18 protein-coding genes are annotated in these 23,864 nt (G+C 69.2%); 10 read left to right on the top strand and 8 right to left on the bottom strand.

Annotated features, from left to right (window positions below; genetic code table 11):
* Nucleotides 1-8: 8 nt before the first annotated feature.
* From AABN02_RS05915 to AABN02_RS05895, 5 genes are read right to left on the bottom strand one after another with little or no spacing between them, the layout of a single operon-like run.
* A complete protein-coding gene (locus AABN02_RS05915) occupies nt 9-281 on the bottom strand; it encodes a formate dehydrogenase subunit delta (RefSeq protein ID WP_338413993.1) in 273 nt (90 codons plus the stop codon).
* Entirely contained in the window at nt 278-3,205 is a 2,928-nt protein-coding gene (gene fdhF, locus AABN02_RS05910) for a formate dehydrogenase subunit alpha (RefSeq protein ID WP_338413992.1), read from the bottom strand. Before fdhF ends, AABN02_RS05915 begins: the two co-directional genes overlap by 4 nt.
* A 23-nt stretch (nt 3,206-3,228) precedes the next feature.
* Nucleotides 3,229-4,800, bottom strand: coding sequence for an NADH-ubiquinone oxidoreductase-F iron-sulfur binding region domain-containing protein (locus tag AABN02_RS05905; RefSeq protein ID WP_338413991.1), 1,572 nt, complete (start codon nt 4,798-4,800; stop codon nt 3,229-3,231).
* On the bottom strand, nt 4,797-5,300 hold the full coding sequence (locus AABN02_RS05900) for an NAD(P)H-dependent oxidoreductase subunit E (RefSeq protein ID WP_338413990.1): 504 nt from the start codon (nt 5,298-5,300) through the stop codon (nt 4,797-4,799). Before AABN02_RS05900 ends, AABN02_RS05905 begins: the two co-directional genes overlap by 4 nt.
* Nucleotides 5,301-5,336: 36 nt before the next feature.
* Nucleotides 5,337-6,308 (bottom strand): LysR substrate-binding domain-containing protein, encoded by a 972-nt coding sequence (locus AABN02_RS05895; protein WP_338413989.1) that lies wholly within the window; start codon nt 6,306-6,308, stop codon nt 5,337-5,339.
* Between the two features lie 142 nt (nt 6,309-6,450).
* On the opposite strand from AABN02_RS05895, the gene AABN02_RS05890 reads away from it, so the two are divergent.
* From AABN02_RS05890 to AABN02_RS05875, 4 genes are all read left to right on the top strand, one after another.
* Nucleotides 6,451-9,105, top strand: a complete 2,655-nt coding sequence (locus AABN02_RS05890) for a S8 family serine peptidase (protein WP_338413988.1) — start codon at nt 6,451-6,453, stop codon at nt 9,103-9,105.
* A gap of 95 nt (nt 9,106-9,200) precedes the next feature.
* Nucleotides 9,201-9,767: a hypothetical protein gene (locus tag AABN02_RS05885; protein WP_338413987.1), complete on the top strand. Its 567-nt coding sequence runs from the start codon at nt 9,201-9,203 to the stop codon at nt 9,765-9,767.
* Nucleotides 9,768-9,941: 174 nt separating this feature from the next.
* Nucleotides 9,942-12,119, top strand: a complete 2,178-nt coding sequence (locus AABN02_RS05880; RefSeq protein WP_338413986.1) for a DUF1800 family protein — start codon at nt 9,942-9,944, stop codon at nt 12,117-12,119.
* A gap of 8 nt (nt 12,120-12,127) precedes the next feature.
* Nucleotides 12,128-13,558: a DUF1501 domain-containing protein gene (locus AABN02_RS05875; RefSeq protein ID WP_338413985.1), complete on the top strand. Its 1,431-nt coding sequence runs from the start codon at nt 12,128-12,130 to the stop codon at nt 13,556-13,558.
* 21 nt (nt 13,559-13,579) lie between these two features.
* Here the strand turns inward: AABN02_RS05875 and apbC are convergent, their stop codons facing one another.
* Both apbC and AABN02_RS05865 read right to left on the bottom strand, forming a co-directional pair.
* Nucleotides 13,580-14,677 (bottom strand): iron-sulfur cluster carrier protein ApbC, encoded by a 1,098-nt coding sequence (apbC, locus tag AABN02_RS05870; RefSeq protein ID WP_338413984.1) that lies wholly within the window; start codon nt 14,675-14,677, stop codon nt 13,580-13,582.
* Nucleotides 14,678-14,800: 123 nt separating this feature from the next.
* On the bottom strand, nt 14,801-15,136 hold the full coding sequence (locus AABN02_RS05865) for a 2Fe-2S iron-sulfur cluster-binding protein (protein ID WP_338413983.1): 336 nt from the start codon (nt 15,134-15,136) through the stop codon (nt 14,801-14,803).
* A gap of 68 nt (nt 15,137-15,204) precedes the next feature.
* On the opposite strand from AABN02_RS05865, the gene metG reads away from it, so the two are divergent.
* The 3 genes from metG to AABN02_RS05850 all read left to right on the top strand — a co-directional run bounded on the left by metG (nt 15,205) and on the right by AABN02_RS05850 (nt 20,823).
* Nucleotides 15,205-17,274: a methionine--tRNA ligase gene (gene metG, locus AABN02_RS05860; RefSeq protein ID WP_338413982.1), complete on the top strand. Its 2,070-nt coding sequence runs from the start codon at nt 15,205-15,207 to the stop codon at nt 17,272-17,274.
* A 113-nt stretch (nt 17,275-17,387) separates the two neighbouring features.
* A complete protein-coding gene (locus tag AABN02_RS05855) occupies nt 17,388-18,845 on the top strand; it encodes an alpha/beta hydrolase (protein ID WP_338413981.1) in 1,458 nt (485 codons plus the stop codon).
* Between the two features lie 169 nt (nt 18,846-19,014).
* Nucleotides 19,015-20,823: a SulP family inorganic anion transporter gene (locus tag AABN02_RS05850; RefSeq protein WP_338413980.1), complete on the top strand. Its 1,809-nt coding sequence runs from the start codon at nt 19,015-19,017 to the stop codon at nt 20,821-20,823.
* Here AABN02_RS05850 and AABN02_RS05845 read toward each other — a convergent pair.
* Nucleotides 20,786-21,724 (bottom strand): CYTH domain-containing protein, encoded by a 939-nt coding sequence (locus AABN02_RS05845; RefSeq protein ID WP_338413979.1) that lies wholly within the window; start codon nt 21,722-21,724, stop codon nt 20,786-20,788. The genes AABN02_RS05850 and AABN02_RS05845 overlap by 38 nt on opposite strands.
* Nucleotides 21,725-21,787: 63 nt before the next feature.
* Here AABN02_RS05845 and AABN02_RS05840 point away from each other — a divergent pair, with 63 nt between their 5' ends.
* From AABN02_RS05840 to AABN02_RS05830, 3 genes are all read left to right on the top strand, one after another.
* The gene (locus AABN02_RS05840; protein ID WP_338413978.1) at nt 21,788-21,988 is read left to right on the top strand and encodes a DUF3460 family protein; all 201 of its coding nucleotides are present in this window, start codon (nt 21,788-21,790) and stop codon (nt 21,986-21,988) included.
* A gap of 1 nt (nt 21,989) precedes the next feature.
* Nucleotides 21,990-22,814 (top strand): ScpA family protein, encoded by an 825-nt coding sequence (locus tag AABN02_RS05835; protein WP_338413977.1) that lies wholly within the window; start codon nt 21,990-21,992, stop codon nt 22,812-22,814.
* Nucleotides 22,815-22,884: 70 nt separating this feature from the next.
* Complete coding sequence (locus AABN02_RS05830; RefSeq protein WP_338413976.1) at nt 22,885-23,772, top strand: Dyp-type peroxidase; 888 nt, start codon at nt 22,885-22,887, stop codon at nt 23,770-23,772.
* Nucleotides 23,773-23,864 lie beyond the last annotated feature (92 nt).

Below are 23,864 nucleotides of genomic sequence, written 5' to 3'. Positions count from 1 at the left end.
CGCGGCGTTCAGGTGTCCGGACGCAGCGCCGTCCGGCGCGCCCGCACCGCCACCAGCACCAGCTCGTTCAGCCCGGCCCCAGCCTGCGGGCCATCGAGATAGGCATACAGCTGCCGCCGCATCCGCGGTTCCCAGAACTTGCGGATGTGGCTGGCCACGCCCTCGATCGCCTCGTCCCGGTCCGGAAAGGCCTCGAAGAAGTCGCCGATGCGGTTGGCCAGCCGGACAATGGTCTGATCTGGATCGTGGGAGTGGCTCTGGTCCTGGCCCGGCGCGCTCATCGCGTGGCCTCCGGCTGCGCCGTGTGGTCGTGGCCTTGCGCCAGCAAGCCCTCCTGCACCTCGGTGAACGCCGCGAAATCGCGCTGCCATGCGCTCATCTGCGTGACCTTGCTGACCTGCACCGCCGTCACCTTGTACTCGGGGCAGTTGGTCGCCCAGTCCGACGAGTCGGTGGTGATGACGTTGGCGCCGGACTCGGGGAAGTGGAAGGTCGTGTAGACCACCCCCGGCTGCACCCGCTCGGTCACGTCCGCCCGCAGCACCGTCTCACCCGCCCGGCTGGCGATGCCGACCCAGTCGCCGTCCTGCAGGCCGCGCTCCTCGGCGTCGTGCGGGTGGATCTCCAGGCGGTCTTCCTCGTGCCAGCGGCTGTTCTCGGTGCGGCGGGTCTGGGCGCCGACGTTGTACTGGCTCAGCACGCGCCCGGTGGTCAGGATCAGCGGGAAGCGGCGCGTGACCTTCTCGTCCGTCGCCACGTACTGCGTCGGCAGGAAACGGCCCTTGCCGCGCACGAAACCGCCGACGTGCATGATCGCCGTGCCCGCCTCCTGGGTCGTCTCGTTGCAGGGCCATTGCACGCTGCCCAGGCGCTCGATCTTCTCGAAGCTGACGCCGGCAAAGCTCGGCGTCAGCGCCGCGATCTCGGCCATGATTTCTGACGGATGCGTGTAGTGCATCGGGTAGCCCAGCGCGTTGGCAAAGGCCTGCGTCACCTCCCAGTCCGCCTTGCCGGCCAGCGGCGGCATCACCTGGCGCACACGGCTGATGCGGCGCTCGGCGTTGGTGAAGGTGCCGTCCTTCTCCAGGAAGGACGAGCCCGGCAGGAAGACGTGGGCGTACTTGGCGGTCTCGTTGAGGAAGATGTCCTGCACCACCACGCACTCCATCGCCGACAGCGCCGCCGCGACATGCTGCGTGTCCGGATCGGACTGCGCCGGGTCCTCGCCCTGCACGTAGAGCGCCTTGAAGCTGCCGTCGAGCGCCGCGTCCAGCATGTTCGGGATGCGCAGTCCCGGCTCCGGGTTCAGCGTCACGCCCCAGGCGGCGTCGAACTGGGCGCGCACGGTCGTGTCGCTGATGTGGCGGTAGCCGGGCAGCTCGTGCGGGAAGCTGCCCATGTCGCAGGAGCCCTGCACATTGTTCTGGCCCCGCAGCGGGTTCACGCCGACACCTTCGCGCCCGACCATGCCGCAGGCCATCGCGAGGTTGGCAATGCCGATGACCATGGTCGAGCCCTGCGCGTGCTCGGTGACGCCCAGGCCGTAGTAGATCGCGCTGTTGCCCTTGCGGGCGTAGAGCCGCGCCGCAGCGCGCAACGCGTCGGCCGGCACGCCGCAGACCTCGGCCATCGCTTCGGGCGAGTTCTCCAGCTTGGCAACGAAGTCGCGCCACTGCTGGAAGCTCTTCGGGTCGCAGCGCTCGGCGACATAGGCCTCGTCGACCAGCCCTTCAGTGACGACGACATGCGCCAGCGCCGTGATGACGGCGACGTTGGTGCCAGGCCTGAGCTGCAGGTGCACGTCGGCCTGGACATGCGGCGCGTCCACCAGATCGATGCGGCGCGGATCGACCACGATCAGCCGCGCGCCCTGACGCAGCCGCTTCTTCAGGCGTGACGCGAACACCGGGTGGCCCTCGCTCGGATTGGCGCCGATGACCATCACCACATCGGTGTGTTCGACCGACTTGAAGGTCTGCGTGCCCGCCGAGGTGCCGAAGGTCTGCCCGAGGCCGTAGCCGGTCGGGCTGTGGCAGACGCGGGCGCAGGTGTCGACGTTGTTGGTGCCGAAGGCGGCGCGGATCAGCTTCTGCACGAGGTAGGTTTCCTCATTGGTGCAGCGGCTCGACGTGATGCCGCCGACCGAATCGCGGCCGTAGGTGCCCTGGATGCGGCGGAACTCGCCGGCCGCGTGCGCCAGTGCCTCGTCCCAGCTCACCTCGCGCCACGGGTCGGTGATCTTGTCGCGCAGCATCGGCTTGGTCAGGCGATCCTTGTGCGTCGCGTAGCCCCAGGCGAAGCGGCCCTTGATGCAGCTATGCCCTTCGTTGGCCTTGCCGTCCTTCCACGGCGTCATGCGCACGACCTGCGTGCCCTTCATCTCTGCCTTGAAGCTGCAGCCCACGCCGCAGTAGGCGCAGGTGGTGACGACGCTGTGCTCAGGCTGGCCGAGTTCGATCACCGTCTTCTCGGTCAGCGTCGCGGTCGGGCAGGCCTGCACGCAGGCGCCACAGGACACGCACTCGCTCTGCATGAACGGCTCGTCCATCCCCGGCGACACGCGCGACTCGAAGCCCCGGCCCGAGATCGTCAGCGCGAACGTGCCCTGCACTTCTTCGCAGGCGCGCACGCAGCGGTTGCAGACGATGCACTTGCTCGGGTCGTAGGTGAAGTACGGGTTCGATTCGTCCTTGGCATGGGCGAGGTGCAGGTGGTGGCGCCCGGTGATGCCGGCCACGGGCGTTTCGCCGACGCCATAGCGCACGTTGCGCAGGCCGACGACACCGGCCATGTCCTGCAGTTCGCAGTCGCCGTTGGCCGCGCAGGTCAGGCAGTCGAGCGGGTGGTCGCTGATGTACAGCTCCATCACGCCCTTGCGCAGCTTCTGCAGCGCCGGGCTTTGCGTGCGGACGTTCATGCCGGCTTCGGCGGGCGTGGTGCAGGACGCGGGGGTGCCGCGCCGACCGTCGATCTCGACGAGGCACAGCCGGCACGAGCCGAACGGCTCCAGCGAGTCGGTCGCGCAGAGTTTCGGCACCTGGATGCCCGCGTCCACGGCGGCGCGCATCAGCGATGTGCCCTTCGGCACCGTGACGGCGAAGCCGTCGATGGTCAGCGTGACCGACTCGGCGTCCGCGCCCAGGCGGCTGACCGGGGTGCCGTAGTCGATTTCCTGGACCTTGATCGGGATGATCGGGTGGTTCATGTCTCTCTCCGCTCTCCGTCGAATCACAGACCGAAGTCCGCGGGGTAGTGGTTCAGCGCCGACAGCACCGGGAACGGCGTCATGCCGCCCATCGCGCATAGGCTGCCGCCGACCATCGTCTCGCACAGGTCGCGCAGCAATTCGACTTGCTGGTCGCGGACCACGGGTTTGTCGCGGTTCAGCGTGATGCGGTCGATCACCTCGACGCCGCGCGTGGAACCGATGCGGCACGGTGTGCATTTCCCGCACGACTCCAGCGCGCAGAACTCCATCGCGTAGCGCGCCAGCCCGGCCATGTCGGCGGTGTCGTCGTGCACCACCAGCCCGCCGTGGCCGACCACCGCGCCGATGGCGGCATAGGCTTCGTAGTCGAGCGGCACGTCCCATTGCAACTCCGGCACATAAGTGCCCAGCGGCCCGCCGACCTGCACGGCCTTCACCGGCCGACCCGATGCGGTGCCACCTCCGAAGCCGTAGAGCAGCTCGCGCAGCGTCAGCCCGAAGGCCTTCTCGACCAGCCCGCCGCGGCGGATGTTGCCGGCGAGCTGGAAGGGCAGCGTGCCGTGCGAGCGGCCGACGCCGTAGTTCCGGTAGAACGCCCCGCCCTGCGCAAGGATGGTCGGCACGGCGGCGAAGGTCAGCACGTTGTTGATGACGGTCGGCTGGCCGAACAGGCCTTCGAGTGCCGGCAGCGGCGGCTTGGCGCGCACGATGCCGCGCTTGCCTTCCAGGCTTTCCAGCATCGCGGTTTCCTCGCCGCAGACGTAGGAGCCGGCGCCCATGCGGACGTGCAGATGGAAGGCACGCCCCGAGCCGCACACGTCGTCGCCGATCCAGCCGGTGGCCGTCGCGCGCGCCACCGCCTCGGTCAGCGTGGCGACCGCGTGCGGGTACTCGGAGCGAATGTAGACATAGCCTTCGGTGGCTCCGACCGCCAGCGCGGCGATCGCCATGCCTTCGATGAGCAGGTACGGGTCGCCCTCCATCAGCATCCGGTCGGCGAAGGTGCCGGAGTCGCCTTCGTCGGCGTTGCAGACCACGTACTTCGTCGCACCCGGTGCCACGGCAGCGTTGGCCACCGTCTTCCACTTGATGCCGGCCGGAAACGCCGCCCCGCCCCGCCCGCGCAGCCCGCTGTGCGTGACCTCGTGCAGGATCGCGGCGCTGTCCATGCCAACCGCGGCCTGCAGACCGACCCAGCCGCCATGCGCCGCGTAGTCGTCCAGCGACAGCGGATCGGTGATGCCGACGCGGCGGAAGGTCAGCCGCTCCTGCAGCGCGAGGTAGGGGATCTGGTCGGTGACGCCCTGGCGCAGCGGATGCTCGGACGGCGCGCCATTGGCCTCGGCGACCAGCGCCGGCCACAGCGCCGGCACGTCCTCGGGCGCCACCGGGCCGAAGGCGACGCGGCCCTGCGGCGTCGCGACCTCGACCAGCGTTTCCAGCCAGAGCAGGCCGCGCGAGCCATTGCGGATCAGTTGCAGTGCAGTGCCATGCGCCAGTGCCTCGGCGTGCAGCGCGTCGGCCACTGCATCGGCACCGACGGCGAGTGCGGCGCTGTCACGCGGCACGTAGAGGGTCAGCGTCGCGCTCATGCGCCTGCTCCTTGTACGGAGGCCAGCAGCGCGTCGAGCTTTGCCGGCGTCATCCGCGCATGCAACCGGTCGCCGACCATTGCAGCGGGCGACTGCGCGCACAGCCCCAGGCAGTACGCGGCTTCGAGCGTGTCGCAGCCGTGCGCGTCGATCGCCGCCTGCGCGTGGGCCATCAGCGCTTCGGCGCCCATGGACTGGCAAGCCTCGGCGCGGCAGATCTGCACGACCCGGCCGCGTGGCGGCGTGGTGCGGAAGTGGTGGTAGTAGGTGACGACGCCGTGGACCTCGGCGCGCGACAACTGCAGCGCACGGGCGATGACCGGCAGAGACGCCTGTGGAATGAAGCCGAGCGCCTCCTGCACGCCATGCAGCACCGGCAGCAGCGCACCGGGCAGCGCGCCACGTTCGGCGAGCACCGCCTGGAGCGCCTGCTGCTGGCGTGGGGTCAGGGGGACATCGGCGGTCGCGGCAGCGGGTGCGGCAGAGGCAGGAGCGTTCATGCCGGCACTATCGGCCTGCACGCCGCCCCTGTCCAATCACATCGCCGAACCGTCCGATACAGCGCTCGAATGATGCACCGCAGCATCCGCCGTGCCGACCACGCCGCGCCACCACGCTGCATCCGCCGCCAGCGCCGTGGCCGCCTGCTGCGCCAGCGACAGCCGCCCGCCCTGCGGCAGCAGCAGGCCCATGGTGACGGTGAGATCCGGCTCGACCAGCGGCACGAGTTCGAGCGCCGGGTACTGCCGCGCCAGCGCAGCCAGCACCCCCGGCATCACGCTGCAGACCCGGCCCTCCACCACCGTCAGCATCAGCGTCAGCACCGAGTTGGTCTCGATCACCGGCTGCACCACCACGCCCGCCTGGGCGAAGGCCTCGTCGACGATGTGGCGGTTGTGCATCTCGCGGGTGAGCATGCACAGGTCGAGGCGCGCCGCGTCGGCCCAGCGCATCGGGGCTGGTTCGTCGGGCACCGCGCAGGTATCGCGGCGGCGCAGCAGGACATAGCGCTCGCGGTAGGTGGACAGCACCTGTGCCTTGAGGGCCCGCGCCCGCGCTCGGTCCACGTAGCCCAGCGCCAGATCGAAGGAGAGCTGCTCCAGCCCGGTCTCGATCTCGGCCGAACTGAGCGAGCGCACCGAGGGCCGGATGTCTGGATGGCGCTCCCGCAGCCGGGCCGCCAGCCGAGCCGCCACCGGCACTGCCGTGGGCACACACGCGATCACCAGCGGGCCGCCGGGCCGGTCGACCGAGGCGCTCAGGTCCTGGCGCAGTGCCTCGCGCTCGTGGAGCATGCGGTGGGCGCTGGCCAGCACGCGCTCGCCCTCTGGCGTCAGGCCTTCGTACTGGCGGCTGCGGCGCACGATGGTCACGCCGAATTCCTGCTCCAGCGCGCGCACCGCGTTGGACAGCGCGGGCTGGGTGATGTGGCAGGCCTCGGCCGCGCGGCCGAAATGCCGGTGCTGGGCCAGCGCGGCCAGGTAACGCATGGCGTCGAGCAGGTTCATGGTCACAACTGTAGCCGCGGAACTGTGCAATACCGCACTGCGCTGCGGCGCTGTGGCAGGAGCAAAACCGGTCCATTCGCTGCGAATGTATATGATTTTCCGCGCAATACGTCACACTTAGACACATTCAGGAAGCAATTGCATGGGAATCAGGGGAACGGCCCGATGGGCATGGGTGGGTCTGGCGGCGTGTGCAGCGCTGGCTGGATGTGGTGGTGCAGACAGCGGCAATGGGGGCGACGCAGGCACGGATCTCGCTGGAGCCGGCTATCGGCTCTCGGGCACGCTGTCGGTGCCGGCGGGCGCGGCGGTCGATTCCGACCTCAACGACGTCAACCAGCTCGGTCGCACCCGCAACAACGATCTGGCCACGGCGCAGGCCCTGAGCGCACCGGTGCTGCTGGTGGGCAGCGTCAACCGCCCCGGCACCGGCCCGGCCGGCAGCAACCAGACCGACGGCGACACCACCGATGCCTATGTGCTGGATCTGCAGCGCGACGACCTGGTCGAGCTGGAATTCGCCCCCGGCACGACCGCGGAGCCCGCCGATCTGGACCTGTACGTGGCATCCGCCGATGGCGTGCTGACCGGCGCCTCCGACCGCAGCGACACGCGCTACGAGTGCGTCCGTATCACGCAGGCCGGCCGCTACTACCTGCGGCTCGAGGCCTTCAAGCGGGCCGCCGGCTACACGCTGCGGGCCGGCCCGGCCACCACCCCGACCACGGACTGCACCGCGACCACGGCCCGCACCGCCTTCGATCCCGGCGAACTCGTCGCGCAGGCCCGCAGCGGCTCGACCCTCGCGACCGTCAATGCGCAGGCGCTGGTCCGGCGCTCCGGCATCACGACCGCCGCGGGCCCGTCGGCGCAAGGCCCCCAACTCCTGCTGCTGCCCGGCCAGCCAGCCACCCGCCGGAGCGGGCTCGCCCTGCTGTCCGGCGACCGGGCCGTGGCCTCCACCGCGCGCACGCAGTCGACCAGCCCGTCTGCCTCCCCGCTGCGCGACGGCATCGAGGCCCGCCTGGAGACCCTGCGCTATGCCAAGGCACTGCAGGCCACCGGCGCCTACGACTATGTCCAGCCCAATGTGTGGATGGAGACGTCCGCCACCATCGGCCTCTTTCCGCCCGATGACCTCCACTACGGCGAGCAGCGCTGGGACTACGACCTCATCACCTTGCCCGCGGCCATCAACCGCATCCAGGCGCTGCCGGTCCAGCCCGCACAGCGGCCGATCATCGCGGTGATCGACACCGGGGTGATGCTCGACCACCCGGACCTGCAGCCGCAGCTGGCCTCGTTCGGACGGACCTTCCTCACCAGCCGCCTCCCGGGCGACCGCAACCAGGCCAACGGCGACGACCAGCGTCTGGCCGAGGACCGCGCCGTCTCCCACGGCACCCACGTCGCCGGCACCGCAGCCGCCGCCACCTTCAATGGCGTCGGCGTGGCCGGCGTGGCGCCGATGGCGCGGCTGATGCCGCTGAACGTGTTCGGCCGCCACACCTCGGCCAAGACCATCGACATCCTGCAGGCCATGCTCTACGCGGCCGGGCTGGACAACGGCGCCGGCGTGCTGCCGGCGCGCCGGGCCGACGTGATCAACCTGAGCATGGGCAGCCCCGGCGCCTGTGGCGTGGCCTTCCAGGACACCATCAACCGGGTGCGTGCAGCCGGCACACTGGTCGTGGCCGCGGCCGGCAGCCTGGCGGACAACCCCGGCGGTCAGCCCGCCGAGGTCCACCAGCCCGCCAACTGCGCGGGCGTCATCGCCGTGGGTGCCGTCGACTCGAACCGGCAGCTCTCGCGCTATGCCAACTCCGGTACCGCGCTGACCGCGATGGCGCCCGGTGGCGACCTCGGCACGGACGCGGCCTCCATCGGCCTGAGCGAGGGCATCTTCAGCACCCTCGTCAACTACACCGGCGACGGACAACGCGTGGCGGGGGTCGGTCCGCTGCAGGGCTCCTCGATGGCCACGCCGCAGGTCAGTGGTGTGCTCGCCCTGATGCGCTACCTCAACCCGGACCTGTCCGTGGAGGACATCGACGCGCTGTTCGCCGCCGGCCGGCTGACCGACGATCTGGGCGCCACCGGCCACGACAGCCTCTACGGCCACGGGCTGATCAACGCGCGCAAGGCCGTTGACGCCGCGCTCGAATCCGCCACCGGCTCCAGCAGCACGACGAGCGGCGCGGCCACGCTGGGCATCCGCCCGGCCCGGCTGGACCTTGGCAGCCTGCGCAGCGCGGCCACCATCGACCTCGTGGTGACCTCGGGCAAGCGCGCCTCGGTCACCGCGACCGTCACCGCCGTGCGCAGCAGCAGCCCGGCGCTCACGCTGCGCACCGGCACCGCCGACCCCAGCATCAGCCTGAACCGGCAGCTCCTCGACGTCGACCGCCGCCTGCTGCCCGCGGACGGCAGCTTCAGCGCCACCATCACGCTGACGCTGAGCAACGGCGCGGAGCTGACCGTGCCGGTCACGCTCGACCGGCCCGCCGGCAGCGCCAGCAGCGGCCCCGGTTTCGGGCCGGTCTACGTGACGCTGAGCGATCCGGACACCGGCCGGTTGCTGCACACCGTGCTGGTGCACGCCAGCCAGGGGCGCTACGCCTGGCAATTCAGCGGCTACCGGCGCGCGAAGGTGGTGGTCCGCGCCGGTGCCGATCCGAACAACGACGGCACCGTCTGCGGGCCGGGCGAGCCGTGTGGTGCCGAGCGGATCCTGTCACTGTCAGCGGACCAGACCGACCTGGATCTGAACCTGTCACCGGCCCCCTGGGGACCCTGAAGCACATTCTTAGCGCTACGGGTTCCCCCTGGCGATGGCGGGTCGAATCTCGGTATATTCGCCGAATCGACTGCCTCAACTGCCACCGGGAGCCCATGACCACGCCCTCAGCGCCGCTTCGACCCCGCCCGCACCGGTGGACCGCCTGCCTCGCAAGGCCCCTGCTCGGCCTGGTGATCACTGCGGCCGCGCAGGTCGCTTCGGCCCAGGGCCTGCAGGTCACCCGCAATCCGGTGGCCGACACCAGCAGCACCAGCCAGTCGAAAGCCGGGCCGACCGCGTTGCGCGTGCTCTCGACCCGCAGCCACATGCAATGCCCGCTGCCGGGCAAGAACACCCGCCTGCTGAGCATCGACTCGCCGCGCGAGTGGGACGACACCATCGAACACCAGGACGAGATCACCGCGCTGGGCCGCAAGGTGCGCTGGTCCAGGGAGCGGGTGCTGGTCTATGCACTCGAATCCAAGCCCTACGCAGGGGTGCGCCTGGACGCTCCGTCGCGGGTGATCCGGCTGGCGCAGGGCGTGCTGTACTGGCCCGTGCGGCAGGTGATGCCGGAAATGGGCGCCGAAAAGGCGACCGTGCTGACCCGGCCCTGCGTCATGACGACCATTGACCGCGCCTACTGGCAGCGCATCAAGGTCGTGCCGACACGGCCCTGAGATTGCAATTTCTTCAGTAATTTCCATTTTTCGGGAACAACCGATCAATTACTCCCCGTTTTGCGGGAATTGACTCGGTGCTCCGGCGGTTAGAACAGACGCATCCTGCAACCTCTGTTCGCCTGCGCTGCACCGTGGATCCCGATGGATCGACCAGCCAGGCCCACCACCGCGATGGCCCTCTGTTCCTTCCTGCGTCCGTACACCGCGGCGCCTGCACTGCTGCTGGCCTTGCTGGCGGGGTGTGGCGGCGGCAGCGCTGGCGCTCCGCTCGCCGACGCGCTGATGACCACCGCAGACGCCCTCGCCACCACGAAAACTGCCACCGCGCCGAGCCTGCTCACGGTGCGCGCCAAAGGCAGCCTCTACGCCGGGGTCGGTCCAGTCATGGTGGTCCGCGTCAACCAGCAGGTGGTCGGCACAGTCGAGGTGAAGAACACCGCCGACTGGGCCGACTTCACTTTCAGCGTCCCGGCCCTGCGCGGCGGCGACAAGGTCGATGCGGTCTTCACCAACGACCTCTCTGCCAATGGCGTCGACCGCAACCTCTACATCGCCTCGCTGGGCAACGGCACGACGGTGCTGCTGCCCTTCACCACCGGCATCGTCATCGACCGCGGCACCGGCAGCGCGGCGTTCGACGGTCAGGACCTGCTCCCCGGCAGCAGCACCCTGGCCAGCGACGGGGCCCTGCGGGTCACCTGGCCCACTGCGTCCGGTTCAGCGGGATCGACCCTCCCACGCCGCAAGGAGGCGGCCCGGTTGCTGCTCCAGGCCAGCTTCGGCCCGACGGCCGCGGCGGTCGATGCACTGGCCGCGACCACCGACGCCAGCTGGATCACCGCCCAGATGGCCCTGCCCGCCACCAACGACTTCGTCAATGCGGTGCAGGCACGTTACAGCCAGAGCGACAGCTACCGGCCGGGCGGCGACCAGTACGACCCGTCTGAAATCGTGCGAATCTTCTGGCGCACGGCCCCGGCAGCACCGGACCAGCTGCGCAAGCGCACCGCCTTCGCGCTGCACCACATCTTCATGGTGTCCCAGGTCGATGCCAATCTGTGGTTCCACAGCCGCGCCTACGCCAACTACCTCGACCTGCTGAACCGCAACGCCTTCGGCAACTTCCGCACGCTGCTCGAGGAGATGGCGCTCAGCCCGGCCATGGGCATCTACCTCTCGCACCTGCGCAACCGCAAGGAAGATCCATCGATCAACCGGCAGCCGGACGAGAATTTCGCGCGCGAGCTGATGCAGCTCTTCACCATCGGCCTGCAGGAGCTGAATCCGGATGGCAGTCTCAAGCTCGACAGCACCGGCCAGCCGATCGAGACCTACCGCAATGCCGACGTGATGGCGCTCGCCAAGGTCTTCACCGGCTTCACCTGGGGCTTCCCCGACGGCCAGATGACCAGCGACAAGTTCGGCTGGCTCGACCCGGCCTACACCGCCGCCACCGACCAGCGTGTCGATCTGCAGCGCATGAAGCCCCTCGCCGACCAGCACTCCACGGCCGAGAAGAAGCTGTTCACCGGCAAGCCCTGGGCGGTGACACTGCCAGCCGGGTCGTCGGCGCAAGCCGACGTGAAGGCCGCGCTGGACACGCTGTTCCGGCACCCCAACGTCGGCCCCTTCATCGGGCGCCAGCTCATCCAGCAGCTGGTCACCAGCCAGCCGAGTGCGGCCTACGTGGGCCGCGTTGCCGCGGTCTTCAACAACAACGGCACAGGCGTGCGGGGTGATCTGGGTGCGGTCGTGCGCGCCATCCTGCTGGACCCCGAGGCACGCACGGTCCCGACCGCAGGCAGCCCGTCCGGCAAGCTGCGGGAGCCGGTGCTGGGCATGCTCCACTGGATGCGGACCTTCGGCGCCCGCTCGATCAACGGCCGCTACCGCATGGGCTGGCAACTGGATCCGCTCGGTGAAACGCCGTTCCGGGCGCCCTCGGTGTTCGGCTATTTCCGCCCCGGCTATGTCCCGCCGAGCCCGGGGTTTGCGCCCCGCAAGGCCACGGCACCCGAGTTCCAGATCCTCGACGAAAACAGCGTGGCCGCCTGGGCAAACCTGGCCGACGCGATGGGCAGCGGGGGCCTCGGCTGGGTCGACACCGTCCCGGAGATCCCCGGCAACTACAGCTACCTGCTGAATGCGCTCGCCAACGGCGGTGTCAGCGGTCTGCTGGACGAGATCGACGTGCTGCTGCTGGGCGGCCGCATGTCGGCCACGCTGCGCAAGCTCCTGACCGAGGCGGTGGTCAGCGTCGCGGACGGCAGCCCGCGCAGCTACCCCGACCGTGTCCATCTGGCGGTCTTCCTGACCTTGGCTTCTCCCGAATTCCGGATCCAACGCTGAACCCCACCATGAACGCCTCGCGCCGCCATTTCCTGCGCCAGTCCTGCGGACTGGCCGCCACCGCCGCGCCGCTGCTGCCCGGTTTCGACACGCCGCTGGCCATGGGACTGGCGGGCATCGGCGCGCTGGCCGCCGGGCAAGCGGTGGCCGCCGACACCAGCGGCTACCGCGCCCTGGTCTGTCTGTACCTGGCCGGTGGCAACGATGCCCACAACTGGATCGTGCCCACGGACAGCGCCAGCCATCTGGACTACACCCGGGCACGGGGCCCGCTGGCGTGGCCGGCCCAGCAACTCCAGGCGCTCAGCAGCACCGGTCAGGCCGCAGGCCGCAGCTTCGGCATGCCTCTGGAGCTGGCACCGATGCGCAAGTGGTACGAAGCCGGCAAGCTGGCCGTGCTGTCCAACGTCGGTGCGCTGGCGCGCCCGCTCACCAAGGCCGAGTACACGGCGGGCGGCTCCGCGGTGCCGCCGAAGCTCTACTCGCACAACGACCAGCAGTCGTTCTGGCAGTCGCTGGCACCGGAAGGCGCGGCGTCCGGCTGGGGCGGGCGCATGGGCGATCTGCTGCAGTCCGCCAACACGCAGCCGCTGCTGACGAGCGTCTCCGCGTCCGGCAACGCCGTCTTCCTCACCGGCCAAACGGTGCAGCAATACCAGATCGGCGAATCGGGCCCGATCCGCATCGAAGCCCTCGGACGCGACCGGATGATGGGGTCCACGCAGACCGCGGCGCTGCTGCGCCGGGTCATCCTCGCCGGGGGAAGTGATCCGTTCCAGTCCGACTACGCGCGCCTCACACAGCGCTCGCTCGACACCACCGCACTGCTGGGCACGGCGCTGGCCAATGCCGCCGTGCCTGCGCTGCCGACCACGGCGCTCACGCTGCCCTCCGGCGGCAGCCTGCGCCTCGACCAGGAGGGGCTGGCCCGGCAGTTGCGCATGGTCGCGCAGATGATCGCGGCGGGACCGGGTCTGGGCATGCGCCGCCAGGTGTTCATGGTGTCGGTCGGCGGCTTCGATACCCACGCGAACCAGTTGCGCGACCAGCCCCTGCTCATGGCCCGCGTGGCCCACAGCGTGGACTGGTTCCTCACCGCGCTCCAGGGCGCCGGCCTGCTCGACCGCATGACCCTGTTCACCGCGAGCGATTTCGGCCGCACCCTGACCAGCAACGGCCAAGGCAGCGACCACGGCTGGGGCTCGCACCACTTCATCGCGGGGGGCGCGGTCAAGGGTCGCCAGATCTACGGCAACTTTCCCATCACTGCGCTCGGCACCAGCACGGACGTCGATAGCGGCCGCCTGCTGCCCACGGTCTCGGTGACGGAGTACGCCGCCACGCTCGGCCACTGGATGGGCCTGAGCCGCAGCGAACTGGGCACGGTGCTGCCCAACCTGGGCAACTTCTCCGTGTCAGACCTGGGTTTCCTGGCCTGACACGGCGCGCCCCCGGGACGCTCAGGTGCCCTTGGACACCGTGATGGTCGGGAACTTGGACGAGTAGTCCTTGGCCTTGTCCGCGACCTTCACCGCGATGCGGCGCGCCACCGTCTTGTAGAGCGCAGCGATCTCGCCGTCCGGCTCGGCCACCACGGTCGGGCAGCCGGCGTCGGTCTGCACGCGGATCGACAGGTTCAGCGGCAGCGCGCCGAGGTACTCGATGTCGTATTCCGCCGCCATCTTCTTGCCGCCGTCAGCGCCGAAGATGTGCTCGGTGTGGCCGCAGTTCGGGCAGCAGTAGACGGCCATGTTCTCGACCACGCCGAGGATGGGCACGCTGACCTTCTCGAACATCTTCAGGCCCTTCTTGGCGTCGAGCAGCGCGATGTCCTGCGGCGTCGTGACGATCACCGCGCCGGTCAGCGGCACCTTCTGCGCCAGCGTCAGCTGGATGTCGCCGGTGCCCGGGGGCATGTCGACGATCAGGTAGTCGAGGTCCTTCCAGTTGGTCTGGCGCAGCAGTTGCTCCAGCGCCTGGGTGGCCATCGGGCCGCGCCAGATCATGGCCTGGTCGTTGTCCACCAGGAAGCCGATCGACATCACCTGCAGGCCGTGGCCGATCAGCGGCTCCATGGTCTTGCCGTCGTAGCTCTCCGGGCGGGCGCCGGTGATGCCGAGCATCATGGGCTGGCTCGGGCCGTAGATGTCGGCGTCGACGATGCCGACCGCCGCACCTTCGGCGGCCAGCGCCAGCGCCAGGTTCACGGCCGTCGTGCTCTTGCCGACGCCGCCCTTGCCGGAGGCCACGGCGATGATGTTCTTCACGCCGGGCAGCAGCTGCACGCCGCGCTGCGCCGAGTGCGCGACGATCTTGCTGGTGACGCTGACGCTGACGTTGGCGACGCCCTCGACCGAGCGGGCCGCGGCGATCAGCGCGCTGCGCAGACTGTCGATCTGGCTGGCCGCGGGATAGCCGAGTTCCACGTCGAACGCGACATCGCTGCCGCTGACGCGCAGGTTCTTCAACTGGCGGGTGGACACGAAGTCCCGGCCGGTGTTGGGGTCGATGACAGCCTGGAGGGCTTGCTTGATCGCTGCGTCGTTGATGTTGGACATGATGTGGTCAGAGAAAAACAGCCCGCAGTCTAGCGAACCCCTCTCGCAGCGGTGAAAGGGAAAGTCGCTAGGTGCAAAGCGGTATTCGCGCATCGGCCGCGATCTCGCTCCAAACTGGAGCAATCAGCGCCGGATCTCCACCGGCTCGGCCACGGCTTCGACCACCACATCGCCCCGCGGCAGCGCCACACAGGGCAGGATCCAGCCGCTGGCACGATCCTCGGCGGTGAGTCCCGGCCAGTCGACGCGGTAGGCGACCTCGCCTGCCACCAGCCGGCACAGGCAGGCGCGACAGGTGCCGTTGCGGCAGGAACTGCGCAGACGAACGCCCGCGCCCCGCGCCGCCTCGACCAGCGACTGCCCCGGTGCCACACGCACGCACCAGCCCAGCGGCTGCACGGTCAGGACGGGTCGCGGATCGGCGGGATCGACAGGATCGGGCGGCGGGCTCGGATTCATCGCCGCCACGATACCGCGGCGACCTAAAATCGCCCTCCTTCCCGCGCACTCTGCCAAGACGCCACGACATGACCCGCCAGCTCTTCGTCACCACCGCCCTGCCCTACGCCAACGGCAAGTTCCACATCGGCCACATCATGGAGTACATCCAGGCCGACATCTGGGTGCGGTACCAGCGGATGCAGGGCCACCAGGTCCACTTCGTCGGCGCGGACGATGCCCACGGCGCACCGATCATGATCGCGGCAGAAAAGGCCGGCATCACCCCCCAGCAGTTCGTCGCCAACATCGCCGCCGGCCGCAAGGAATACCTCGACGGCTTCCACATCAGCTTCGACAACTGGCACTCGACCGATGGCGTCGAGAACCACGAGCTGGCCCAGGACATCTACCGCGGCCTGCGCGACAACGGGCTGATCGAGGTCCGCGCCGTCGAGCAGTTCTTCGACCCCGAGAAGGGCATGTTCCTGCCCGACCGCTTCATCAAGGGCGAGTGCCCCAAGTGCGGCGCGAAGGACCAGTACGGCGACTCCTGCGAATCCTGCGGCGCCGTTTACAGCCCGACCGAACTGATCCAGCCCTACTCGGCGCTGTCGGGCGCGACGCCGGTGCTGCGGACCAGCGACCACTACTTCTTCAAGCTGAGCGATCCGCGCTGCGTCGAGTTCCTGCAGCAATGGACCACCGAGCCGGGCAAGCTCCAGCCCGAAGTGCTCAACAAGATCAAGGAATGGTTCACCAAGGACGACGAGGGCAAGGGCGGCCTGGGCGACTGGGACATCTCGCGGGATGCACCGTATTTCGGCATCGAGATCCCGGACGCGCCGGGCAAGTACTTCTACGTCTGGCTGGACGCGCCGATCGGCTACCTGGCCTCGCTGAAGAACTGGTTCGACAAGGGCGGCCCGAAGGCGAAGTACGGCGACACGCGCAGCTACGCCGAGTTCATGGCCGACCCGGCGATCGAGCAGTACCACTTCATCGGCAAGGACATCACCTACTTCCACACGCTGTTCTGGCCCGCGACGCTGCACTTCAGCGGCCGCAAGACGCCGGACAACGTCTTCGTCCACGGCTTCCTGACCGTCAACAACGGCGAGAAGATGAGCAAGAGCCGCGGCACCGGCCTGGACCCGCTGAAGTACCTGTCGCTGGGCATGAACGCCGAGTGGCTGCGCTACTACATCGCCGCCAAGCTGAACGCCCACGTCGAGGACATCGACTTCAACCGCGACGACTTCACCGCCCGCGTCAACGCCGACCTGGTGGGCAAGTACATCAACATCGCCAGCCGCGCCGCCGGTTTCATCAGCAAGCGCTTCGGCGGCCAGCTGAGCAGCGACCTGGGCGTCGAGGGCCGCGTGCTGCTCGACACGCTGCGCGCCCACCGCGACACGGTGACCGGGCTGTACGAGGCGCGTGAACTCGGCAAGGTGCTGCGCGAGATCATGGCGCTGGCCGACCGCGTCAACGAGTACGTCGACCAGAACAAGCCGTGGGAACTCGCCAAGCAGGCCGGGCAGGACGCCGTGTTGCACGATGTCTGCTCGGTCTGCATCGAGGCGTTCCGGCTGCTGACGATCTACCTCAAGCCCGTGCTGCCGAAGCTGGCAGCGCAGGTCGAAGCCTTCCTCCAGGTCGAGCCGCTCGACTTCCACGCCGCCAACCGCGCACTCGGCGGCCACACCATCGGCACCTACCAGCACCTGATGCAGCGCGTCGATCCGAAGCTGCTGGAGGAACTCTTCGCCGCACCCGAGCCGGAGAAGGTCATCCCCGGCGGCGAGGACATCGCCCCGGAAATCAAGATCGACGACTTCACCAAGGTCGACCTGCGCATCGCGAAGATCGTCAAGGCCGAGACAGTGGACGGCTCGACCAAGCTGCTGCGCCTGACGCTCGACGCCGGTGAAGGCCGCACCCGCAACGTCTTCTCCGGCATCGCCTCGGTCTACAAGCCAGAAGATCTGGAAGGCAAGCTCACCGTGATGGTCGCCAACCTCGCGCCGCGCAAGATGAAGTTCGGCATCAGCGAAGGCATGGTGCTGGCCGCCAGCGACGCCGACGAGAAGAAGAACCCGGGGATCTTCGTGCTGGAGCCCTTCCCGGGCGCGCAGCCGGGCATGCGCATCCGCTGAGGCCGGACGCAGCTTGTCTCCGACGAGACAAGCTGTACGGGTTAGCGCCCCTCACGCCCGGACCTTGTCGAGGACTACGCTGTCGATCCCGCCTTGTCCCTCGGAGATCGACCATGCAGACGTTCTCGCCCCGCCCCCCCACGCTGCGCCTGACCGCCCTGGCGCTGGCCGCCACAGCCTTGCTCGCTGCCTGTGGCGGTGGTGATGACCCGGCCCCGGTCGTGCCCGAAGAAACCCGCACCCAGGACACCCGCACCTTCACCGCCGACGCCACCGCGACCACCTTCGCCGCCATGGCCGCCGCCCCGGGCGACGTGACCGCCATGGCCACCACCAGCCGCTGGGCGGGTGTGCAGGGCGGCGCGGCCTACCGCGTCGAGGTGCCGGCCAACTGGAACGGCAAGCTCGTCATGTACGCCCACGGCTACGCCGGCACCGGCGCCGCGCTCGGCGTGAACAACCCGTCGATCCGCCGCTACCTGATCCAGAACGGCTATGCCTGGGCAGCGTCCAGCTACAGCAAGAACTACTACGACGTGCGCGCCGGTGTGGAAGACACCAACGCGCTGGCGCTCGCCTTCAACAAGATCGCCGCCGCGAACGGCCGCACGCTGTCCTCGCCGACCAAGACGTACATCACCGGCCATTCGATGGGGGGCCACATCACGGCAGCCGCCATCGAGGACGAGGCCCAGACCACCGCCATCAACAAGGTCCAGTACAGCGGTGCGGTACCGATGTGCGGCGTGCTGGGCGACGCCGAGCTGTTCAACCAGTTCGCCGCCATGCAGGTCACCGCGCAGGCGCTGGCCGGGCTGCCGAGCTACCCGACCGACAAGTGGAGCGAGATCAGCGCGCTGGTGACCAGCACGCTGTTCACCACCTTCCCGTCCGCGCCGACCGCCACGGGCGCCAAGTACCTGTCGGTGCTGAAGAACATCACCGGCGGCGAGCGTCCGATGTTCAACCTGGGCATTGCCTTCGGCGGCAGTTTCCCCTCGGCCTGGGGCACCTTCGGCTCGGACGGCACCGTGACGGGCATCCTGAACAAGAACATCCTCGACACCCGCACCCTGACCTACGCCATCGACGGCGACGCGGCCGGCACCACGGCACTCAATGCCGCCGCGCTCAAGCTGACCCCGACGGCAGACGCCAACCGCCTGCGCCGCGACGGGCTGCGCTGGATTCCCCAGGCGAACGGCGAGTTCAAGATTCCCGTGGTCTCCATCCACACGCTGGGCGACCTGTTCGTACCCTTCAGCATGGAGCAGGTCTACCAGAAGCGCGTGGCCGCCAAGGGCAACAGCGCATGGCTGGTCCAGCGCGCGATCCGCGGCGTGAGCCACTGCGACTTCACCGTCGCAGAGCAGGCCACCGCCTTCGACGACATGATCAAGTGGGAGCGTGACGGCCTCAAGCCCACGGGCGACGACGTCGTGACGCCTGCCACCGTGGCGGCGGCCAGCTACGGCTGCAAGTTCACCAACAACACCCTGGGCACTGACGAAAGCCCCACGACCAACGCGCTGCGCCCGGCCACCCTGGCGAACTCCGTGCCTTGCCCCTGAGATCAACCGGATTTGCTTATTTTCTGATCTATGCAAGGGGCCTTCGGGCCTCTTGTGCGTTTGGCTTCAGGGTTCAACGACAGGCCCTTGCACCGACCTTGTAAGGGCACTGGTACACAACAGGCGCACACTGGTTGCAACGATGCCGGATCACGGCACAGGCCATCCAATGGAGACACTCCGCGTGCAGAACTGGTCCACCTACCTGTCGAAGCCAGCTTGGCTGCAGCGCCTGCACCCCTTCCATCCGCGCCTGCTGGACACCCTGCGCGCCGGCTACGGCCGCGAACGCCTCCTGGCCGATCTGGGCGCTGGCGCCACCGTCGGCATCGTGGCACTGCCGCTGGCCATGGCCTTCGCGATCGCCTCGGGCGTCAAGCCGGAACAGGGGCTTTACACCGCCATCATCGCGGGCTTCCTGATCTCCGCACTGGGCGGCTCGGCGGTGCAGATCGGTGGCCCGGCCGGCGCCTTCATCGTCATCATCTACGGGATCATCGAGCGCTACGGCCTGCCCAACCTGCTGATCGCGACCATGCTGGCCGGGGTGCTGCTGTTCGCAATGGGGCTGCTCAAGCTTGGCGGCATGGTGCGCTACATCCCGGTGTCGATCGTCATCGGCTTCACCAACGGCATCGCGGTGCTGATCGGGCTGTCACAGCTGCGGGACCTGTTCGGCCTGAAGATCGACAAGATGCCGGCCGACTTCTTCGCCCAGATCCACACGCTCTGGCAGCACCGGGACAGCTTCAACCCCTGGGCCTTCGCGCTCGGCGCGGCCTGCCTGGGCGGGCTGTTCGTCTGGCTGCGGCTGTTCAAGCCGGGCACCATCCTGCCCGCGCAGGTGGTCGCCGGCCGCAGCGCGCGGGTCATCTCGCGCGTGCCAGGGCCGATCGTGGCGCTGGTGACCCTGACGCTGGCGAGCTGGCTGCTGCACCTGCCGGTGGAGACCATCGGCTCGCGCTTTGGCGGCATCCCGCAGGCGCTGCCAGCCTTCGACCTGCCCGAGTTCACCTGGGCCACCGCCAAGCAGCTGCTGATGCCGACGCTGACCATCGCGCTGCTCGGGGCGATCGAGTCGCTGCTGTGCGCCCGGGTCGCCGACAACATGGGGGATTTCCAGCGCCACGATCCGAACCAGGAGCTGATGGCGCAGGGTGTGGCCAACTTCGTCGTGCCGCTGTTCGGCGGCATCCCGGCCACCGGCACCATCGCCCGCACCGTCACCAACGTGCGCGCCGGGGCGGTGTCGCCGGTGGCGGGGATGGTGCACGCGCTGGCGCTGCTGCTGGTCATGTTGGTGGCCGCGCCGCTGGCGATGAACGTGCCGCTGGCGGTGCTGGCCGGCATCCTGCTGTTCGTGGCGTGGAACATGGGCGAGTGGCACGAGTTTGCGCGGCTGCGGCACTTCAAGCTGCCCTACCGCTCGGTGCTGCTCGGCACGTTTTTCCTCACCGTCATCTTCGACCTGACCATCGCGGTGGAGGTCGGGCTGCTGCTGGCCTGCGGCTTCTTCATCTGGCGCATGAGCCAGCTGTTCCAGGTCGAGCGGGTGTCCGCAGACACCGCCCCCACCGGCGACTTCCAGGACACGCTGCCGACCCCGCCGCCAGGCGTCGAGGTTTTCAGTCTCTACGGCACGCTGTTCTTCGGCGCGGTCGGCAAGGTCGAGTCGCTGCCCGAGCGCCTGCGCGCCGGCACCAGCGTCGTCGTGCTGGAGATGCACCGGCTGATCTCGGTCGACACCTCGGGCGTCGACGCGCTGGTGCAGCTGCACCGGCAGTTGCAGCGCCGTGGCGTGCGGCTGATCGTGGCGGCGCTCAACGAGCAGCCCCGCTCGCTGCTGACCCGCTCCGGCTTCGACACCCTGCTCGGCGAACACGGCATCGCGCCGACGCTGGCTGCTGCGCTCGAAGCCGCGCACCTGTATGCGGATCCGCTCAGCGGGCGTCCGGCAGGCTCCAGTCCAGCAGGTTGAACCACAGCGCCTGCGTATCGACCAGACGCCAGACCTCCGGATCAAACACCAGGCCGGCCAGCAAGGTCAGGGGCTCGATCACATCGGCCGCAACAGGATCACGCCGCAGCACGTCCAGCAACGCCACGATCGCCTGTGCCAGCGCCACTTGCTGCGCCGTCGACGCCTGTCCGTCCGCCACATCGCCCACCAGCGCCAGCACCGGAGCCAGCGCCCTGGCCAACTGCTGCGACCAAGGCTGCCGGGGATCAACCGGCTTGATCGCAGGCACCTCACCGTGCGTGAGCTGCCGCGCCAGCCGGTCGCCCCGCTCGGCCTTGCTGCGCGCATCGAGCCAGAGTCCGAACGCCTCGGTCCACAGATAAGCCAGCCCCAGCAGACCGACCGGCTCCCCTCTGATCAGCTCGAATTCGATCTCCCACACCGGCAACGTCCGACCGCCACCCTCGATCTGACCGACATCCAGCGCCACCTCGACCACCGCGCCGTCGGCCTCCACCTCGGTGTGGGTGCGGGTGATGTCGGTGGAGAACTGCAGCGCCAGATCGGCTGGCGTGCGCCCCGCACCTTCCAGCAGCGCGAGCAGGGCGACGCCAGCGGGTGTGCCGGCGTGGCGTTCCAGCGACAGTGCGGGTGCCTCGTCGCCGGAGTCGGTGCCGAGCGGCGCGTTGTGTTCCAGCCGGGTCATCAGGCCGTCGCCGCGGCCCTTGAGGGTCTGCACCCAGCCCTCGCCCTCCTGCCGCAGCCGCAGCGCGAAGGCCGAGCGCGCCAGCAGGCGGTCACCGGTGTCGAAGTAGCGGGCGCGCAGCCGGGTGGTCGCGCTGGCGGCGTCGCGCAGGGACTCGGACAGCGACGCACGGGAAGCGGGGGGAATCTGGAATTTCAGTTCAATCTCTTGCATGACAGCGCCTGTAAAATCAGGGGTTCACTCTATAGCCATAGCGTCCGCCCCCGCTCACACACCATGCCGCTCTTCTGGAAGCACTACAAGTCCGAGACCACCCAGTTCATCGAGAGCCTGAAGAAGCAGGACCCGAAGCTGGAGCAGCGCCAGCGCGAAGGCCGTGCCCTGCTGTGGGACCGCGAGCAGAACCGCAGCGCCCAGGGCGACTTCAACACCGCCAACGTGCCGCAGCAACCCTACGTCTACCAGACCAAGGCCTGACGTGACCCAGGATCCCGGCACCGCCGCGTCGGACACCGACCCGGCGCTGCTGGCGCTGGCCCGGCTGTATGGCGAGCCGCTGTTCGCGCTGCCGCAGGATCTCTACATCCCGCCCGAGGCGCTGGCCGTCTACCTCGATGCCTTCGAGGGCCCGCTGGACCTGCTGCTCTACCTGATCCGGCGGCAGAACTTCAACATCCTCGACATCCCCATGGCCGAGGTGACGCGCCAGTACCTGGCCTACGTCGACCAGCTGCGCGAACACCACCTCGAACTCGCTGCCGAGTACCTGCTCATGGCGGCGATGCTCATCGAGATCAAGTCCCGCATGTTGCTGCCGCCCCGCCAGGTGGCCGCCGACCAGGAAGCCGCCGATCCGCGGGCCGAGCTGGTGCGGCGCCTGCTGGAGTACGAGCGCATCAAGCTCGGCGCGCTGAAGATCGACCAGCTGCCACTCGTCGGGCGCGACCTGCTCGCCGCGGCGGTGCACATCGAACAGGCCCTGGAGCCGCGCCTGCCCGACGTCAGCCCGATCGACCTGCGCAACGCCTGGGCCGATGTCCTCAAGCGCGCCAAACTGACCCAGCGCCACCACATCGGCCGCGAGGCGCTGTCCGTGCGCGAGCACATGACGCTGGTGCTGCGCGCGCTGCAGGGCCGGCGCTTCGTCGAGTTCCACGACCTGTTCGACGTCACACGCGGTGTGCCGGTGCTGGTCGTGACCTTCATCGCCATGCTGGAACTGGCCCGCGAGCGCCTGCTGGAGATCACCCAGGCCGAGGCCTTCGCGCCCATCTACGTGCGGCTGACCTACACCCCGTCCTGAGCAGACCTCGCCCGGCACTCCCCCCTGCACTCCTCATACACTCCGCTGAAAACCCTTCAGGAGTGTGCAGATGTCCACGATCCAAGCCGGCATTGCGGCCCGCGTTCCCGCCCACGGCCGCTACCTCAGCCTGGCCTTGCGCCCCGACGCCGATGCCGCCGTGCGCACCACGCTGCAGGCGCTGGCCGCCGAGGCCGACGGCCTGCACACCGTCGTCGGGCTGGGTGCCACGCTGGTCGCACGGCTCGACGCCGCCGTGCCCGGCCTGCGCAGCTTCAGCGCGCCGCCGGCCAGCCGGGTCGATCTGCCGGCCACGCCCACCGAGCTGTGGCTGTGGCTGCGCAGCGAGGACGATCCCGGCGCACTGCTTCATCGGGGCCGCGCTCTGGCCGGCCTGCTGGCGCCCGCCTTCGACGTCACCCACGAACTCGCCGCCTTCCGCCACCGCGACGGCCGCGACCTGACCGGCTACGAGGACGGCACCGAGAACCCCACCGGCCGCGACATGGTCGACACCATCGGCGTGCAGGGCCAGGGACCGGGGCTGGACGGCGGCAGCTTCGTCGCCGTGCAGCAGTGGGAGCATGCGCTGGACCGCTTCGACCGGTTCGACCGCAGCACGCAGGACCGCATGGTCGGCCGCCGCCGCGACGACAACGTCGAACTCGACGATGCCCCACCCAGCGCCCACGTCAAGCGCACCGCGCAGGAGAGTTTCTCGCCCGAGGCCTTTGTCGTGCGGCGCTCGATGCCGTGGATCGAGGGTGGGCGCTGCGGCCTGCACTTCACGGCCTTCGCCACCGGCTTCGACGCCTTCGAGGCCCAGCTCGCCCGCATGGCCGGGGTCGAGGATGGCGTGGTCGACGACCTCTTCCGTTTCAGCCAGCCGGTCAGCGGCGCCTATTACTGGTGCCCGCCGGTACACGCGGGCCGGCTGGACCTGCGCCGCCTGTACTAAGGCATGAGCCGCGCCCTATCTGAACAACTGTGGCGTGAATTACCGTTTCCACCCCTCGGTCCTGACCGGGCAAACGCATAAGATGCTCGGAG

Source organism: uncultured Sphaerotilus sp. (genome assembly GCF_963924895.1).
In the GTDB taxonomy this organism is placed as follows: Bacteria; Pseudomonadota; Gammaproteobacteria; order Burkholderiales; family Burkholderiaceae_C; genus Sphaerotilus.
The sequence above is the reverse complement of the archived record's forward strand: the minus strand, read 5'-3'. Positions and strand labels throughout refer to the sequence as shown.

What these genes read in the sequence shown, in the direction of transcription:
- AABN02_RS05915 (WP_338413993.1), bottom strand. Translation starts at nt 281, where the DNA reads ATGAGCGCGCCGGGCCAGGACCAGAGCCACTCCCACGATCCAGATCAG.
- AABN02_RS05895 (WP_338413989.1), bottom strand. Translation starts at nt 6,308, where the DNA reads ATGAACCTGCTCGACGCCATGCGTTACCTGGCCGCGCTGGCCCAGCAC.
- AABN02_RS05890 (WP_338413988.1), top strand. Translation starts at nt 6,451, where the DNA reads ATGGGAATCAGGGGAACGGCCCGATGGGCATGGGTGGGTCTGGCGGCG.
- metG (WP_338413982.1), top strand. Translation starts at nt 15,205, where the DNA reads ATGACCCGCCAGCTCTTCGTCACCACCGCCCTGCCCTACGCCAACGGC.
- AABN02_RS05840 (WP_338413978.1), top strand. Translation starts at nt 21,788, where the DNA reads ATGCCGCTCTTCTGGAAGCACTACAAGTCCGAGACCACCCAGTTCATC.
- AABN02_RS05845 (WP_338413979.1), bottom strand. Translation starts at nt 21,724, where the DNA reads ATGCAAGAGATTGAACTGAAATTCCAGATTCCCCCCGCTTCCCGTGCG.
- AABN02_RS05850 (WP_338413980.1), top strand. Translation starts at nt 19,015, where the DNA reads ATGGAGACACTCCGCGTGCAGAACTGGTCCACCTACCTGTCGAAGCCA.
- AABN02_RS05900 (WP_338413990.1), bottom strand. Translation starts at nt 5,300, where the DNA reads ATGAACGCTCCTGCCTCTGCCGCACCCGCTGCCGCGACCGCCGATGTC.
- AABN02_RS05830 (WP_338413976.1), top strand. Translation starts at nt 22,885, where the DNA reads ATGTCCACGATCCAAGCCGGCATTGCGGCCCGCGTTCCCGCCCACGGC.
- AABN02_RS05875 (WP_338413985.1), top strand. Translation starts at nt 12,128, where the DNA reads ATGAACGCCTCGCGCCGCCATTTCCTGCGCCAGTCCTGCGGACTGGCC.
- fdhF (WP_338413992.1), bottom strand. Translation starts at nt 3,205, where the DNA reads ATGAACCACCCGATCATCCCGATCAAGGTCCAGGAAATCGACTACGGC.
- AABN02_RS05865 (WP_338413983.1), bottom strand. Translation starts at nt 15,136, where the DNA reads ATGAATCCGAGCCCGCCGCCCGATCCTGTCGATCCCGCCGATCCGCGA.
- AABN02_RS05855 (WP_338413981.1), top strand. Translation starts at nt 17,388, where the DNA reads ATGCAGACGTTCTCGCCCCGCCCCCCCACGCTGCGCCTGACCGCCCTG.
- AABN02_RS05885 (WP_338413987.1), top strand. Translation starts at nt 9,201, where the DNA reads ATGACCACGCCCTCAGCGCCGCTTCGACCCCGCCCGCACCGGTGGACC.
- AABN02_RS05905 (WP_338413991.1), bottom strand. Translation starts at nt 4,800, where the DNA reads ATGAGCGCGACGCTGACCCTCTACGTGCCGCGTGACAGCGCCGCACTC.
- AABN02_RS05880 (WP_338413986.1), top strand. Translation starts at nt 9,942, where the DNA reads ATGGCCCTCTGTTCCTTCCTGCGTCCGTACACCGCGGCGCCTGCACTG.
- apbC (WP_338413984.1), bottom strand. Translation starts at nt 14,677, where the DNA reads ATGTCCAACATCAACGACGCAGCGATCAAGCAAGCCCTCCAGGCTGTC.